Source organism: Actinoplanes sp. NPDC049265 (genome assembly GCF_043197135.1).
Taxonomy (GTDB): domain Bacteria; phylum Actinomycetota; class Actinomycetes; order Mycobacteriales; family Micromonosporaceae; genus Actinoplanes.
On record NZ_JBICSP010000004.1, the window covers coordinates 319,225 to 332,464 of the forward strand.

13 protein-coding genes and 1 pseudogene are annotated in these 13,240 nt (G+C 73.1%); 2 read left to right on the top strand and 12 right to left on the bottom strand.

The window, feature by feature from the left end; all coding sequences use genetic code 11:
- Positions 1 to 49: 49 nt before the first annotated feature.
- From ACGFIO_RS13595 to ACGFIO_RS13625, 7 genes and pseudogenes are all read right to left on the bottom strand, one after another.
- Entirely contained in the window at positions 50 to 1,792 is a 1,743-nt protein-coding gene (locus tag ACGFIO_RS13595; protein WP_392826111.1) for a hypothetical protein, read from the bottom strand.
- Positions 1,793 to 2,143: 351 nt separating this feature from the next.
- A complete protein-coding gene (locus tag ACGFIO_RS13600; RefSeq protein WP_392826113.1) occupies positions 2,144 to 2,788 on the bottom strand; it encodes a YidC/Oxa1 family membrane protein insertase in 645 nt (214 codons plus the stop codon).
- Positions 2,789 to 2,885: 97 nt separating this feature from the next.
- Positions 2,886 to 3,158 carry a DUF6412 domain-containing protein gene (locus ACGFIO_RS13605; RefSeq protein ID WP_392826115.1) on the bottom strand — a complete coding sequence of 91 codons (273 nt, stop codon included), beginning with the start codon at positions 3,156 to 3,158 and terminating at the stop codon, positions 2,886 to 2,888.
- Positions 3,159 to 3,242: 84 nt separating this feature from the next.
- Positions 3,243 to 3,812 carry a hypothetical protein gene (locus ACGFIO_RS13610; protein WP_392826117.1) on the bottom strand — a complete coding sequence of 190 codons (570 nt, stop codon included), beginning with the start codon at positions 3,810 to 3,812 and terminating at the stop codon, positions 3,243 to 3,245.
- Positions 3,813 to 3,840: 28 nt separating this feature from the next.
- The gene (locus tag ACGFIO_RS13615) at positions 3,841 to 5,040 is read right to left on the bottom strand and encodes an ABC transporter permease (RefSeq protein ID WP_392826119.1); all 1,200 of its coding nucleotides are present in this window, start codon (positions 5,038 to 5,040) and stop codon (positions 3,841 to 3,843) included.
- A gap of 122 nt (positions 5,041 to 5,162) precedes the next feature.
- A pseudogene (locus ACGFIO_RS13620) lies at positions 5,163 to 5,819 on the bottom strand (ABC transporter ATP-binding protein); the annotation flags it as partial.
- Positions 5,816 to 6,946 (bottom strand): efflux RND transporter periplasmic adaptor subunit, encoded by a 1,131-nt coding sequence (locus ACGFIO_RS13625; protein ID WP_392826121.1) that lies wholly within the window; start codon positions 6,944 to 6,946, stop codon positions 5,816 to 5,818. The gene ACGFIO_RS13625 and the pseudogene ACGFIO_RS13620, both read right to left, overlap by 4 nt.
- 79 nt (positions 6,947 to 7,025) lie before the next feature.
- On the opposite strand from ACGFIO_RS13625, the gene ACGFIO_RS13630 reads away from it, so the two are divergent.
- Both ACGFIO_RS13630 and ACGFIO_RS13635 read left to right on the top strand, forming a co-directional pair.
- Positions 7,026 to 7,709: a response regulator transcription factor gene (locus tag ACGFIO_RS13630; RefSeq protein ID WP_392826123.1), complete on the top strand. Its 684-nt coding sequence runs from the start codon at positions 7,026 to 7,028 to the stop codon at positions 7,707 to 7,709.
- Entirely contained in the window at positions 7,706 to 9,427 is a 1,722-nt protein-coding gene (locus ACGFIO_RS13635) for a sensor histidine kinase (protein WP_392826125.1), read from the top strand. The genes ACGFIO_RS13630 and ACGFIO_RS13635 overlap by 4 nt, the downstream gene beginning before the upstream one ends.
- 62 nt (positions 9,428 to 9,489) lie before the next feature.
- Here ACGFIO_RS13635 and ACGFIO_RS13640 read toward each other — a convergent pair whose 3' ends face one another.
- Genes ACGFIO_RS13640 through ACGFIO_RS13660 form a run of 5 tightly spaced genes read right to left on the bottom strand, consistent with a single transcriptional unit; the run spans position 9,490 to position 13,164 of the window.
- Entirely contained in the window at positions 9,490 to 10,368 is an 879-nt protein-coding gene (locus ACGFIO_RS13640) for an ABC transporter ATP-binding protein (protein ID WP_392826128.1), read from the bottom strand.
- A gap of 9 nt (positions 10,369 to 10,377) precedes the next feature.
- Positions 10,378 to 11,151 (bottom strand): hypothetical protein, encoded by a 774-nt coding sequence (locus ACGFIO_RS13645; protein ID WP_392826130.1) that lies wholly within the window; start codon positions 11,149 to 11,151, stop codon positions 10,378 to 10,380.
- Positions 11,148 to 11,792 (bottom strand): hypothetical protein, encoded by a 645-nt coding sequence (locus ACGFIO_RS13650; RefSeq protein WP_392826133.1) that lies wholly within the window; start codon positions 11,790 to 11,792, stop codon positions 11,148 to 11,150. Before ACGFIO_RS13650 ends, ACGFIO_RS13645 begins: the two co-directional genes overlap by 4 nt.
- A complete protein-coding gene (locus tag ACGFIO_RS13655) occupies positions 11,789 to 12,619 on the bottom strand; it encodes a zf-HC2 domain-containing protein (RefSeq protein ID WP_392826135.1) in 831 nt (276 codons plus the stop codon). The genes ACGFIO_RS13650 and ACGFIO_RS13655 overlap by 4 nt, the downstream gene beginning before the upstream one ends.
- Positions 12,616 to 13,164 (bottom strand): RNA polymerase sigma factor, encoded by a 549-nt coding sequence (locus ACGFIO_RS13660; protein ID WP_392826137.1) that lies wholly within the window; start codon positions 13,162 to 13,164, stop codon positions 12,616 to 12,618. The genes ACGFIO_RS13655 and ACGFIO_RS13660 overlap by 4 nt, the downstream gene beginning before the upstream one ends.
- Positions 13,165 to 13,240 lie beyond the last annotated feature (76 nt).

Consider the following 13,240-nt stretch of genomic DNA (forward strand, 5'->3'; position numbering starts at 1 on the left):
GATCGTCACCCACGCGCGCCCGCCCGGCCTCCCCCAGCTGGGGGATCGCTCACTGGAAGGTGCCGGCGGCGGTGTCCAGCTCCTCGCGCATCTTCTTGATCCGTTTGGCGTCGCCGCCCCGGCTGATGGCCTTGACCATCCCGTCCTCGGCCTGCGGCCCCCAAGTCGCCACCTGCTTGGGGTCGAGACCGGGATGCGCGGCGACGTAGGCCGCGGCGGCGTGCTGCAGGTCGCCCAGCGGCAGGCCGCCGTGCACGGTGTGGTTGGCCAGCACGCCGACGCCGAACTCGGAGGTGATCAGGGCCGAGATCGGCACCTTGACCACTGTCGGCTTGGCGTCCGGGCCGGTGCCCGGAACGGTCAGGGTCACCTTCGTGCGCAGCGGGCGGAGCACCTCGAACTCGTTAGCCGCGCGCAGTTCACCGGTGCGCAGTTCGGGGTCGGTCCCGGCCGTCGACAGGACCGCGGTGAGCTTGGGGTCACCCTGGACTGCTTTCGCGGCCGGTACGCCTCTGAGCACTGTCCCGTCGGCCCGGGTGACCACCAGCCCGTCCGTGGCGACGTCGATGCCGTACCGGGTGAGCCGCCGTGCGAACGCCGCCGGGGCGGCCTCCTTCATGATGGTCAGCGCCTTGATCAGGTCGCCGTCGCCGCCCTTGCCGGTGGTCCACTGCACCATGCCGAACGTCACGTCGGCGATGTCCCAGGTGTTGACCGAGGTGAAGTCGCCCTCGAAGCTGGAGATGATGGCCAGGATCTTGCGGGTGGACGCGCCGATCGTCGGGTCCTTGGCCAGCAGCTCGGCCACGCTCGCGTCCTTGCCGTCGTTGCGGGTGGCCTTGCCCTCGTGGCCGTCCGCGGTCACCGTGGCGTACGCCTCGACCCGGTTGTGCATCGAGGCCTTGGCCCCGTCCACCTCGTACACCGACCGGGTCTGATCCACCTGGGTCATCCCCCAGTCGGCGGCGTCGATCCCGGCCCTGAGCTCGGCCAGCCTGCTCTTGATCTGGTCCTGTGCCTTGGTCACGGCCGCCTTGGCCTGCTCGCGCTGGGTGGTCAGCACGTCGACCGGCCGCTTGGCCTTCCGCGCCAGCCGCAGCGCGTTTTCGGCACCGGCCAGATCGGACTTGGTCCGAGCCAGCTGGGCTCGGACCTCGGCCAGCTTGGGGTTGTACTTGGAGTCGAGCATGCTCTTGACGTAGTCCTTGAGGGCCGTGGTCGCCGCCTCGACCGCCGTCTGCGCCTTCTCGACCGCCGTCCGCGCGTCGGCGACGGCCTTCTGGGCCTCGGCCGGCGTCGGCACCTTCTTGCCCTTCTTCTTCGTTTTCGCCGGTGGGGCCGGAGCCGGTGGGGCCGGCGCCGCCGACACGGCCGCTTCCACCTTCTCGGCCGCGGCCAGCGCCTTCTTCCGGTCGCCGAGCTGCTTGTGGGCGCCCTTGAGCGCGGCGAACAGTCGCTGCTTGCCCCCGCCGTGCGGATTCCAGGGCAGCGTCTCGAAGATCACCCACGGCTGGAGGCTGTCCACCTTCACGGTGCTGCTGGTCACCGTGATCGAGTCGAGGGCCGCCCGGATCGCGTCGCTCTCCGGGCTGCGCTGCACGACCGGCTGCTGGGCCTGGATCGCCGCCGTGGTGGCCTGGTTGCCCGCCGTCCGCTGCAGCGCGAGCACGTCGTCGGCGTGGTGCAGCTGGTCCGGTCGCCCCGGCCGGTCCGGTCCCGGGCCGGGTCGCACCGGGGCCGTGACCGGCTTCGTGGTGCTCCGGCTGGTCGTGAGTTTCGCCTTGGTCGTCATCCCCCGCCCTCTCCCCCAGCCTGGAGACTGGCAGGGGCGCCGGCCGGTGTCCCGGTCGGCCCGGGCCGTCGTGAGGGCAGCGTCGGTTGCCCGATCAGGCCCCGCGGTCGTACGCGTCCATCGCCTCGAAGCTCCTCCCGTGGGCGTCAACCAGCCGATCAGCTCGGTCAGCGGTCCGGCCAGGCACGCACCGAGCTCGGTCAGGCTGTAGGTGACCCCGCCGGCGTGGACCGGCTCTTCGCCGCCGCCCGGGACGCCTTCGGACCGGTCGACGTGCTTGGTCAACAATGTCGGCACGAGCGGTACCAGCGCCGAAACGACAACACTGACCCACAGCCCACACCCGCCAGATCACCGGCGACGGGGTACCGGCGTCGGGACGACAGCGCTGACCCGCGGCCGGCGCAGCACGGCGTGCTCCAGTGCCGTCCACGCGGCCGAGGTCACCAGGTAGAGACCCGCGGTCAACGGCAGGATCAACATGACGGGTACGCCGAGGTACGGCAGCCACGTCATCCAGCTCGGCGTCTCCGGGTTGAGCCGCCGCATCCGCCGCGCCGACCACCACGCCAGGAGCGCCGACAGGGCCATCAGCGCGGCGAAGATCGGCACCGCCGCACCGACGTGGGCGGTCAGCGGATAGCCGAACAGCGATCCGGTGACCAACCCGTCGCTGCTGACCCGGTACATCAGCATGAAGAACGGCGCCTGAGCCAGCGCGGGCAGCAGCGGGGCGAACGGGCTGATCCCGTGCTCGCGCTGCAGGTCGAGCTGGGCCGTGGCCAGCGCGATCGGGTCGTTCTTGTGCTTGGTTCGCAGTTCGGCCAGCTGTGGGGCGAGGGCGGCGCGGCGGCGCTCCCCCCGGACCTGCCAGTAGGTGATCGGGCTGATCAGGAGCCGGACGGCCACGGTGAACAGGACGATGGCCAGCGCCGGCGTGGTCGCGGCGGCCAGCAGGTTGATGATCGAGTGGGCAAAGCCAATGAAAAAGGACATGAAGGGGTACCCCTGCGTTCCACGAAGGTATGACGGACGCGGAAACGGCAGCCGTGATGCGTATTTGTGCTCAGAGCGCTCTGAGCACAAATAGGTATCAGGGGGCCGCGGGGTACGCCGACGGTGCTCGGGGGCGCGGACGACCGGCCGCGTCGGGATCGCTGACTCGGGCGAGCCGGGCGACGGACCGCGGCCGCAGCCGTGAGGCGACGCCGAAGGCCCGCACCCTTGGCAGGCTGACGCTGGCGGCCGCGACCACGACCAGCAGCGCGGCGGCCACCACGGCCAGGCCGAGCACGAATTCGGTCGCCGAGGCGGTCGGGGTGCCGGGCAGCACAGGGCTCAGCAACAGCCAGAGCGCCTGGATCATGGCGACAACGCTACCCGCCCATGGCAACCCTCAGTGGTAGGCGAATCGGGCATCGGCGGGGCGGATGCCCGATTCGCCTACCACTCAGCCCTTGCCGAACGCCTTGTCCTGGCAATCGTCGACCTTCTTCATCTGGTTGTCCGGCGGCAGGCTCTCGAAGGTCAGGAAGCCGTCGCTCTCCCAGGCGTCGATGCCGTGCGAGCGGATGCACGTCACCCAGTCGCGCAGCTTGTCGCCGTAGGCCGGGTCGAGCCGCTTGGCCCGTTCCCACAGCTCCTCCGGCTCCTTGTTCGCGCACTTCTTCTCGGCCTTCTTGTAGCGCTCCTCGAAGCCGGGATCGACATTCTGGGCCACCTTCGGCTCGGCGGCGGCATCGGCGGCCGCCTTCCGCTTCGCACCGGTTCCGCCGCCGTTGTCCTCCAGGCAGGACTGCCACACGTCGTACAGCCGCTCCTCCTCCTCGGACGAGGTGTCGGTGCGGATCAGCGGACGCTCCGCGGGCACCGGCGCGGCCGAGGACGCGGCCGGTGCCGGTGGCTTGACGCTGACCAGGGTCGCGACGTCCTCGCCGTCCTGGGCGTCGGCGGAACCGCAGCCGGCGAGCAGGAGGCCGAGCAGGACGGCGGGAACCGCGCCGGTCGTGCGTACCTTCATCGTGGGTTTCCTTCCCGGGGACAGTTGATCAGGCCGACGCAAGGGCGGCGGTCGGGGTGAGCCGCGCCGCGCGGATCGACGGGTAGCCGCCGGCGATCACGCCGACCAGGACGGCACCGCCGAGCGCGGCGCCGACCGCACCGGCCGGGATCACGACCGGCCAGTGCTGACGGGCGGCGTAGACGGCGGTGCCGGCGACGCCCAGGAGCAGGCCGGTCGCGCCGCCCAGGGCGGAGAGCACGACCGACTCGGTCAGGAACTGGATGCGGATCTGGCCCCGGCTCGCGCCCAGGGCCCGCCGCAGGCCGATCTCGGAGCGCCGCTCCAGCACCGAGATGACCATCGTGTTGGCCACGCCGATCCCGCCGACCAGCAGCGCGACCAGGGCCAGGCCGAGGAAGAGGACGGAGAACGTACGCTCGGTCACCCGCTTGGCCGCCAGCGCGTCGGACGGCAGCGTGACCAGCACCTTGCTCGGCTCCTCGGGGTTGACGGTGGCCGGCAGCACCGCGCGCACCGACTCGATCGCCGGCTCGCGGGCCCGCAGGTAGAGCACGGTCGGCCGGCCGTCGAAATCCAGCACGGTCCGGGCCGCCTCCCAGCTGACCAGCACCGAACGGTCGATCTCGGGCGACAGCGGCGTGGGCGCGAGCACCCCGACCACGCTGAACCAGGCGTCGGCCACGTTGATCTGCCGGGGCGGACCGTCCGCGGGTACGCCGGGAATGCCCAGCCGCGCCGCCGCGACCGAGCCGAGCACCACCGTGGGAAACTTCCCGCCGTCCAGGAACCGGCCGGACAGCACGCGCCCGTCGAGCGCGCTCAGCAGGTCGGGCCGGCTGGCCAGCACGGTGAGGCCGGAGCCGTCGCGTTCGTCGGTCAGGTCCGAGCGGCGGGCCACCGTGTTCAGGTTGGCCACCGCCGACACGCTGGTCACCGGGCCGATCCGGGACACCATGGCGACCGCGGCGGCGGGCAGGCTGGGCCGTTCCGCCTCCCGGTCGGGGGCGGGCATGACCTGCAGCAGGTTGGGCCCGAGGGCGGCCAGTTCGTTCATCAGGGCCCGTGAGCTCGACGCCGGGATCGCGGTCACCGCGACCATGGTGGCGATACCGACGGCGATGCCCAGCGCCGAGAGCACCGCCCGCGTCCGCCGGATCCGCAGCCCGATCGTGCCCAGCGACAGCACGTCGAGCGGGGCCAGCCGCACCGGCCGGATGTCGGTCATCGCCCGTCACCCGAGCCGTCAACCGAGTCGTCACCGGGGCCGCCGGCGCCCGGAACGCGGGCCGCGCCCACGAAACGGCCGTCGCTCCCGGCCGGCCGGGCGTCGCGCAAGCGGGTGTCGCCGACGATCCGGCCGTCGCGCATCTCGACGCGGCGCGGCAGCCGGGCGGCGATCTCACGGTCGTGCGTGATGATCGCGATGGTCGTGCCCTCCCGGTGCAGGCGGGTGAACAGGTCGAGGACGGCCCGCCCGGTCGCCGTGTCGAGGGCGCCGGTCGGCTCGTCGGCCAGCAGCAGCGCCGGCTCGTGGACGATCGCGCGGGCGATGGCCACGCGCTGGCGTTCACCCCCGGAGAGCTGGTGTGGCCGGTGGGTGATCCGGTGGGCCAGGCCGACCCGGTCCAGCGCCTCGGCCGCCCTGCGCCGGCGGTGCCGGCGGGGCACGCCGGCGTAGAGGAGCCCGGTGGTGACGTTGTCGGCGGCGGTCAGCCCGTCGGTCAGGTGGAACTGCTGGAACACGAAGCCCAGCCACCGGCCCCGGAGGGCGGAGAGGCGGCGGTCGCCCAGCGTCGCCACGTCGTGCCCGGCCACGGCCACGTCGCCACGGGTCGGGCGGTCGAGCGTGCCCATGATGCTGAGCAGCGTCGACTTGCCCGAGCCGGACGGGCCGGCGATCGCGATCAGCTCGCCGCGGTCGATGTCCAGGCTGACCCGGTCGAGGGCGGTGACCCCGCCGGGGTAGACCTTCTCGGCGTCGCGGATCGACAGGACCCGGCTCACGACGTGGTCACCACCGTCAGGCCGTCGTCGACGCCGTCGCCGCTGACCTCGACCAGGCCCATCGCGAAGAGTCCGGTCTCGACCGGCAGCAGCCGGTTGTCGGGCAGTTGCAGGGCATAGCCACCCTCGCGCAGGGCGAGCAGGGCGTTGACGGGTACGGCCAGGACGTCCGTACGCGTCTCACCCTTGACCTTGATCTCCACCGTGCCGCCGTCGAGCTTGACCGGCTTGCGCGGTTCGATGGTCACCGCGACCTGCTGGGGGCCGCCCGCCGGCTGACCCTCGGGGGTGGTGGCGACGTTGGCGACGGCGCTGATCCGGCCGGGCGCCTCGGCGCCGTCGGGCATCCGGAGGGTGACCGCGGCGCCCTTCCTCAGCGACCCGGCGTCGGGGGCGCCGACCTGGGCGCTGACCACCTTCGCGGGCTGGGTCACCGACATGATCGGCCCGGCCGCGTCGTCGCCGATCACCCCGGACACGCTGTCCACCCGCACCGGACCGGGCAGGACGACCACGTCACCGACCTCCAGGACACCGTCGGCGGTCATCCCGGCATCGTGCTGCCACCGCTTGATCGCCGCGATCAGGGTGGCGGTGAGCACGGCCTCGCCGGTGCGGACGGTCGGTGGCCTCTCCGGTCCCGCCACCTTGACGCGGGAGCCGGGGCCGGGCTGGCCGCCGGTGGCGTACCCCAGCGCTCGGAGATTCTCGAGAACCATCGCCACGTCACGGCCGACCGTGTCGCGGGCGCTCAGCGTGCGGTACAGCGGCGGATTGCCGAAGAACAGCGGGACGGGCTCGTCGTCGACCCGGAACGTCACCGTGCCGCGTTTCAAAAGCTGACCGGTCCGCGGCAGGGACGTGACCACGCCCGACCGGCCGCCCTTGACCACCCGGCTCGCGCCGTAGCCGATCGAGCCCGCCAGCGACCGGCTCGTCGACAGGTCGGTGCGGGTGACCTTCACCGTCCGCACCGGGATGGTCTGGGCGCGCGTCGCCGGAGGGGGCTCCGCGCCGCGCGCCCAGACTGCCACCCCGACCGCCGCTGACACCGCCACCGCTACCGCTACCGAGAGTGCGGTCAGGATGCGGGTCCGCCGGGGGCGCGGGCCGTCGTTCGGTGGCATGGCGACGATCGTGGCGGACGATTTACAGGAACTTGTCGGGACGGCGGAAAACTTCGAACGTCGTCCTATAGTCGCTGCCGTGCCCGCACATGTACTGGTCGCCGAGGACGATCGCAAGCACGCCGAGATCCTGCGCCGCTACCTGGAGTCGGCCGGCTACCGGACGACGATCACCCACGACGGCCCGACCGCACTCGACCGGACCCGCCGGCTGAACCCCGACCTGCTGTTACTGGACGTGATGATGCCGGGACTGAACGGGCTCGACCTGTGCGAAGTGCTGCGCCGCGAGTCGTCCGTACCCGTGCTCATGCTGACCGCCCGCGCCGGCGAGGACGACCTGCTCGCCGGGCTCGGGCGCGGCGCCGACGACTACCTGACCAAGCCGTACCGCCCGCGCGAGCTGCTGGCCCGGATCCAGGCGCTGCTGCGGCGCGCGGCCCCGGCCCCGGCCGCGCACGACATGGTACGGGCCGGCCCGTTCGCCGTCGACCTGGCCCGGCGTGTCGTCACCGTCGGCGAACGGCCGGTCGAGTGCACGCCGGACGAGTTCGCCATCCTGGTGGCGATGATGCGCCGGCCCGGGCGGGTGTTCAGCCGGGCGGCGCTGCTGCAGGAGACCAGTGGGTACGACCGGGAATCGGCCGAACGCGCCATCGACACACACGTGTCCAACCTGCGCCGCAAGCTCGAACCCAACCCGCGCCGCCCGGTGCACCTGCTGACCGTGTACGGGGTCGGCTACAAGCTGGTGGCCGGATGAGCCGCCCGGTTCCGGCCCGCCGCAGCCTGCTGGTCAAACTGCTCGCCACGTCCCTGCTGATCGCCGTGTGCTCGATCGCGGCGACGGCCTGGCTGGCCGTACAGCTCACCAAGCAGGCCGTGACCCAGGAGCAGAGCCGCACCCTGTCGGCCGACACCGACATCTACGACGCCCTGATCGAGTATGCGGCCACCCACGACAGCTGGGCCGGCGCCCAGGCCAAGGTGGCCCGGCTGGCCGACCTGACCGGCGCCCGGATCGCGCTGACCACCCCCGGCCGGCGGCCGATCGCCGGGTTCCCGGCCGACGCGCTCGACGCCGCCGCGGTGTCCGACGTGCCCACGGCCACCGTCGACCCGCTCTTCCTCGACCCCGGCATCGCCCGCAACACCGGCGGCCGGATCGACGCCCGGGCTGTCGGCCCGTACCGCCTCACCGAGGACGAACGCCGCTCGCTGCGCCGCGACGCGTCGTCCTACGTCGACTGTCTGCGCTCGTTCCACGCGGCCGCCGAGATCGTCGACACGCCGAGCGGCCGCCCGGTCGTACGCCGGCTCAGCGCCGCACCGCCGGCCGCGACCCGGTGCGACCGCCTCGACCGCGGTTTCACGCCGGTCGGATCGGAGCGGAAGCCCCTGGCCGCCCTCAACCGGCTGGTCCGGTCGTGCGCCGGAGACGACTTCTCGCTCACGCCGCTGTTCGACGTACGGTATTCCGGCGCCCCCGACAGCGACCGGGAACAGCAGGTGGACAACTGCGTCGGAGAGAGTCGCCGCGCGCAGCTGCGCCCGTACGTCGCCCCGCCCGCCCTGCTCTTCGTCACCGGCCGGGCCATGCCGGCCCCGTCGGTCGACCTGTCGCCGGGCAACCAGCTGCGGATCGCCGGCACCACCGGCATCGTGCTCGTGCTGGCCGTCATCGCCACCGTCGTGGTCGGCCGCCGCCTGGTCCGGCCGCTGCGGGCCCTGACCGAGGCGGCCCGCCAGCCCGTCGACCGGCAGGGGGCGGTGCCGGTGACCACCCACGACGAGATCGGCCACCTGGCGACCGCGTTCAACGACCTGTCGGCGCGCCGGGAGGCTTTGGAACAGCAGCGCCAGGACATGGTCAACGACATCGCGCACGAGTTGCGGACCCCGCTGACCAACATCCGCACCTGGCTCGAGACCGCCCGCGACGGCGCCGTCGACCTCGGCCCCGAGGTGCTCGACCTGCTCGTCGAGGAGTCCATCCTGCTCCACCACGTGGTCGACGACCTGCGCGACATCGCCGCGGCCGACGCCGGCAGCCTGCGCATCCACCGCGAGCACGCCTACATCCACGACCTGCTGTCCGGCCGTCCCGGCGTCGAGCTGACCGCCGACCCCGACCTGATGGCCTACGTCGACCCGGTCCGCATGCGCCAGATGGTCGGCAACCTGGTCTCGAACGCGCTGCGCCACACCCCGCCCGGCGGCCGGGTCACGATCGACGCCGGCGTCACCGCCGGCCGCCTGACCATCCGGGTGACCGACACCGGCTCCGGCATCGCCCCCGCCGACCTGCCGAGAATCTTCGACCGCTTCTGGCGCGCCGACTCGTCCCGCTCCCGCGCAACCGGCGGCAGCGGCCTGGGCCTGCCGATCGCCCGCCGGCTGGCCCGCGCCCACGGCGGCGACATCACGGTCACCAGCACCCCGGGCGCGGGCAGCACCTTCACCATCGACGTCCCGGCCTGACCGCGGTGTGCTCCGGACGATCTCGCCGAACGACCCGGCGGGCGTGGCGGCGGACCGATCGGCTACGGAGAGGACAGGATCTCCGCCCGGCCCAGGGCGAGGTAGCCGTCCTCCAGGTTCGGTTCGGCGGGTTCGGCGTCGACGGCCGGTGGGGCCGGCGCCACCACGCGGTAGCGCATGCCGGCCTCGTGGGGGACCGCCGACACGATGGTGCCGCCGGTCGGGGCCGGGCCGGCGGTCACGACCGTCCACACCCGACCGGCGGCCCGGCGGGTCAGGGACTCGACCGTGCCGCGGAACACCAGCCGGCCCGACGCCAGCACGGCCAGCTCGCGGCAGGTCTGGGCGATGTCGTCGACGATGTGGGTGCTGAGCAGCACCGTGCGGTCGCCGGCGAGCTGGGACAGCAGGGTCCGGAACCGGATCCGCTCCTCCGGGTCGAGCCCGGCCGTGGGCTCGTCGACGATCAGCAGCCGCGGGTCGGCCAGCAGCGCCTGGGCGATGCCGACCCGCCGGCGCATGCCACCGGAGTAGCCGCGCAGCTTGCGGCCCGCGTCGCCGGTCAGCGCGACGATCTCGAGCACCTCGCTGACCCGGCGCCGCCGCTCGGTCCGGTCGTCGATGCCCTTGAGCAGGGCGACGTAGTCGAGGAACTCGCGGGCGCTGAGGTCGGGGTAGACGCCCAGTTCCTGCGGAAGGTAGCCCAGGGCGCGCTGGACCGCCTGGCGGCCGGTGCGCGTGCTCACGTCGTACCCGCCGATCGTGACCTGGCCCGACGACGGCCGCAACAGGCCCGCCAGGATCCGCATCAGGGTGGTCTTGCCGGCGCCGTTCGCGCCCAGCAGGCCGAACATGCCGGTCGGCACGACCAGGCTGAGCTGATCGAGCGCGGTCACACCGCCTCGGTAGCGTTTGGTCAGGTCGGAGATGTCGATCTGCATGGCGGTGTCCTAACGGCGGTGGCGGAGCGTGGCGGCGGTCAGGGTGAGGGCGGCGATGACGAGCAGGACACCGACCGAGAGCCACGCGGTGGCGGCGGTGGCCTCGGGACGCAGGATGTTCAGGGCGGCGCCGGGCACCGGACCGGCGATGGCGGTGTCGTCGAAACCCAGCAGGGCCTGCAGCGGATAGTTGCCGCTGGCCGAGAGGATGCTCTGCGCCGGGGTCGGCATGTTGTCGGGGCCGATCGCGTTGCCCCAGAACCAGTAGCCGACGAACAGCACACGGAACAGCGGCGCGGGCATGACCAGGGGCACGGCCAGCGCGAACGCTCCGACGAACAGGATCGCGGGCAGGTGTACGACGCCGAAGGCGGCGAGCGCCCACGGCAGCCCGGTCCAGCGGCCGGCGGCGACCGCGTAGCCGACGGCGAAACCGAGGTAGACGACGGCGATCGGGACGGCCGCCGCGGCGCACACCCCCAGATACTTGCCGACCAGGCGAGCGGCCGGGCGGCCGGGCGTACTGTCCAGGATGGACTCCACGCCCAGCTGGTGGTCGCGGACCAGGCGGTCGGCCAGCAGGCACCCGTACGCCACCGGCAGGAAGATGTTGACCAGCAGCGCCGCCGACAGCATGGCGCCCTTGGCGTCGCCCTGCCGGATCACGTCGCCGAGCTGGCGGGCCGCGACCACGCCGAGCAGCGCCACGATGACGCCGACGCTGATCCACAGCGACCGCTTCCGCAGCATCATCCGGAACTCGTACCGCGCGGCCGCGATCATTCCGCCCGTCCCAGCAGCATGAATGCTCCCCCGCCGAGGCCGAGGGCGGTGGCGATGAGGGTGATCCGGTTGCCGGCCCACTCGGCCGGCACGGTGCCCTGCGTGGTGGCGAACAGGTAGACGGCCCGCGACCAGCCGTGTTCCTGGACGACCGCGCCGAACAGCTGCTCGACCAGCCACAGCACGGCCACCAGCCCGCTCGCCGCCGCCGGCCCGCGCAGCAGCACGCCGGCGAGCAGGCCGAACGCCGTCAGCCAGAGCCCCGGCGCCAGCCAGACGAGCTGACCCACGATCGGCCCGTGCCCGGCCGGCCAGCGGCCGGTCAGGATCAGGAGCGATGAGATGAGTACGGCGACCAGCCCGCTCCACCCCGCGACCACGGCCAGCCGGCGCAGCAGCGTCGACCGGTACCGCATCGGCATGGTCAGCTGCAGTTCCGCCGCCGGGTCACGGCCGATCAGCGAGGCGGCGCCGAGCCCGGCCACCAGCGGCACCCCGAGTTCGAGGAACACGAACAGGTTTCGCATCGGGTGTTCGGCCCAGGTGATCGCGACGAGGCCGGCGGCCAGCAACGGTGGAGCGAGCAGGGGGGCCCATCCGGCCCGGCGGATCTCATGCCGCCACAGTGCAAGTGGTCTCACATCAGGTGGGTAGCGCGCGAGTGGCGTACGGGTTCACCCCGGCCGACCAGAATCATCGCGGCCGCGGCCAGCACGGCCGCCGTCAGCCCGGTGGCCGGTCCGGTCGTCCACACCAGCCGTACGACGTGGACCAGCCCGGTCGCCGGGGCCAGCACGTTGTCGGCCAGCACCCGCATCGACCACAGCGCCAGGGCCGCACCGATGGCGACGTCCGGGCCGAGCCACACCACCAGCAGCAGGCACAGCGCCGACAGCACGGCCGTCGGCCCGAGCCATCCGGCGACCAGCGTCCCCACTCCCCCGGCGGCTCCGGCCGCCACCAGCAGGGCCGACGCCGCCAGGGCCAGGACCAGGTCGTACCCGAGCACCAGCAGCACCCGGATGGCCAGGATCAGCCGCTGCGAGGTGGGGGTGGCCGCGACCACCTCGAAGGCCGGATCGCGCCGGGGCCCGTACGCGCCGCTGATCCCGGCCGCGGCCACGAACGGCGTGACCAGCACCAGCCCCGCCGGGCCGAGCACCACGCCGAGCGCCATGACCAGCGCCGACGCGACCAGCACGCCGGCCCGCAGCAGCCGCAACTGGGCTCTGATCAGTTCCGCACGCCGGGGAGTCGTCCGGCTCACCTCGGACATCGCACTCCGGACCAGCACCCGGTGAATCAGCTCGGACGCGGGCGGGGGTGACGGCACCGGCGCGTCCGCGATGCCTCGCCAGGCGGCCAGGTCGGCCCGGCACGTGGCGCAGCCGGCCAGGTGCGCGTCGACCGTCGCCCGCTCGGCCGGCGTCAGCGTTCCGGCCGCGTATTCCACCAACCGATCGTTCATTCCGGCACCCCCTGGTGACTGAGCAGCTGGGTCAGCCTGGCCCGGGCGTGATGCAGGCGGCTCTTGACCGTCCCCACCGGCACGCCCAGCACCTCGGCCGCGTCGGCCAGCGGCAGGCCGGCCACGAGGACCAGCCCGATGACCTCCCGTTGGTGCTCGGGCAGCCGTCCGATCGCCGCGGCGACGGGGGTTCCGCCGGCCGCGGCGATGGCGAGTTCGTCCGGCCCCGGGTGAGGGTCGGGCTGGTCGAGAGGTTCGGCGGGTACGGGCGGAGCAGCGTTCCGCAGCCGATTGTGCGCCTGCCGCCGCGCCACGCCGAACAACCACGTGGTGACCCGCGACCCGCCCACGTACCCCCCGGCCGACCGCCACACCGCGAGCATGGTGTCCTGCAGAATCTCCTCGGCCGTCATCCGGTCGCCGGCCAGCCGCAGCAGATACCCGAACAGCCGCCCGCCGTGCGCCTCGTAGAGCCGGGTGAGCGCGGCGCTGTCCCCCCGAGCCACCAGCCCGACCAGTGCGGCGTCCGCCTCGTCCGTACCCATCACCCGGTGAGTAGCACTGCCGCGCCACAAAGGTTCACCGCCGGGCGCGCCGGCGCGCGCGACCGGGATCGCGGGC

What these genes read in the sequence shown, in the direction of transcription:
- ACGFIO_RS13595 (WP_392826111.1), bottom strand. Translation starts at nt 1,792, where the DNA reads ATGACGACCAAGGCGAAACTCACGACCAGCCGGAGCACCACGAAGCCG.
- ACGFIO_RS13610 (WP_392826117.1), bottom strand. Translation starts at nt 3,812, where the DNA reads ATGAAGGTACGCACGACCGGCGCGGTTCCCGCCGTCCTGCTCGGCCTC.
- ACGFIO_RS13660 (WP_392826137.1), bottom strand. Translation starts at nt 13,164, where the DNA reads ATGGGTACGGACGAGGCGGACGCCGCACTGGTCGGGCTGGTGGCTCGG.
- ACGFIO_RS13640 (WP_392826128.1), bottom strand. Translation starts at nt 10,368, where the DNA reads ATGCAGATCGACATCTCCGACCTGACCAAACGCTACCGAGGCGGTGTG.
- ACGFIO_RS13645 (WP_392826130.1), bottom strand. Translation starts at nt 11,151, where the DNA reads ATGATCGCGGCCGCGCGGTACGAGTTCCGGATGATGCTGCGGAAGCGG.
- ACGFIO_RS13625 (WP_392826121.1), bottom strand. Translation starts at nt 6,946, where the DNA reads ATGCCACCGAACGACGGCCCGCGCCCCCGGCGGACCCGCATCCTGACC.
- ACGFIO_RS13655 (WP_392826135.1), bottom strand. Translation starts at nt 12,619, where the DNA reads ATGAACGATCGGTTGGTGGAATACGCGGCCGGAACGCTGACGCCGGCC.
- ACGFIO_RS13615 (WP_392826119.1), bottom strand. Translation starts at nt 5,040, where the DNA reads ATGACCGACATCCGGCCGGTGCGGCTGGCCCCGCTCGACGTGCTGTCG.
- ACGFIO_RS13635 (WP_392826125.1), top strand. Translation starts at nt 7,706, where the DNA reads ATGAGCCGCCCGGTTCCGGCCCGCCGCAGCCTGCTGGTCAAACTGCTC.
- ACGFIO_RS13600 (WP_392826113.1), bottom strand. Translation starts at nt 2,788, where the DNA reads ATGTCCTTTTTCATTGGCTTTGCCCACTCGATCATCAACCTGCTGGCC.
- ACGFIO_RS13605 (WP_392826115.1), bottom strand. Translation starts at nt 3,158, where the DNA reads ATGATCCAGGCGCTCTGGCTGTTGCTGAGCCCTGTGCTGCCCGGCACC.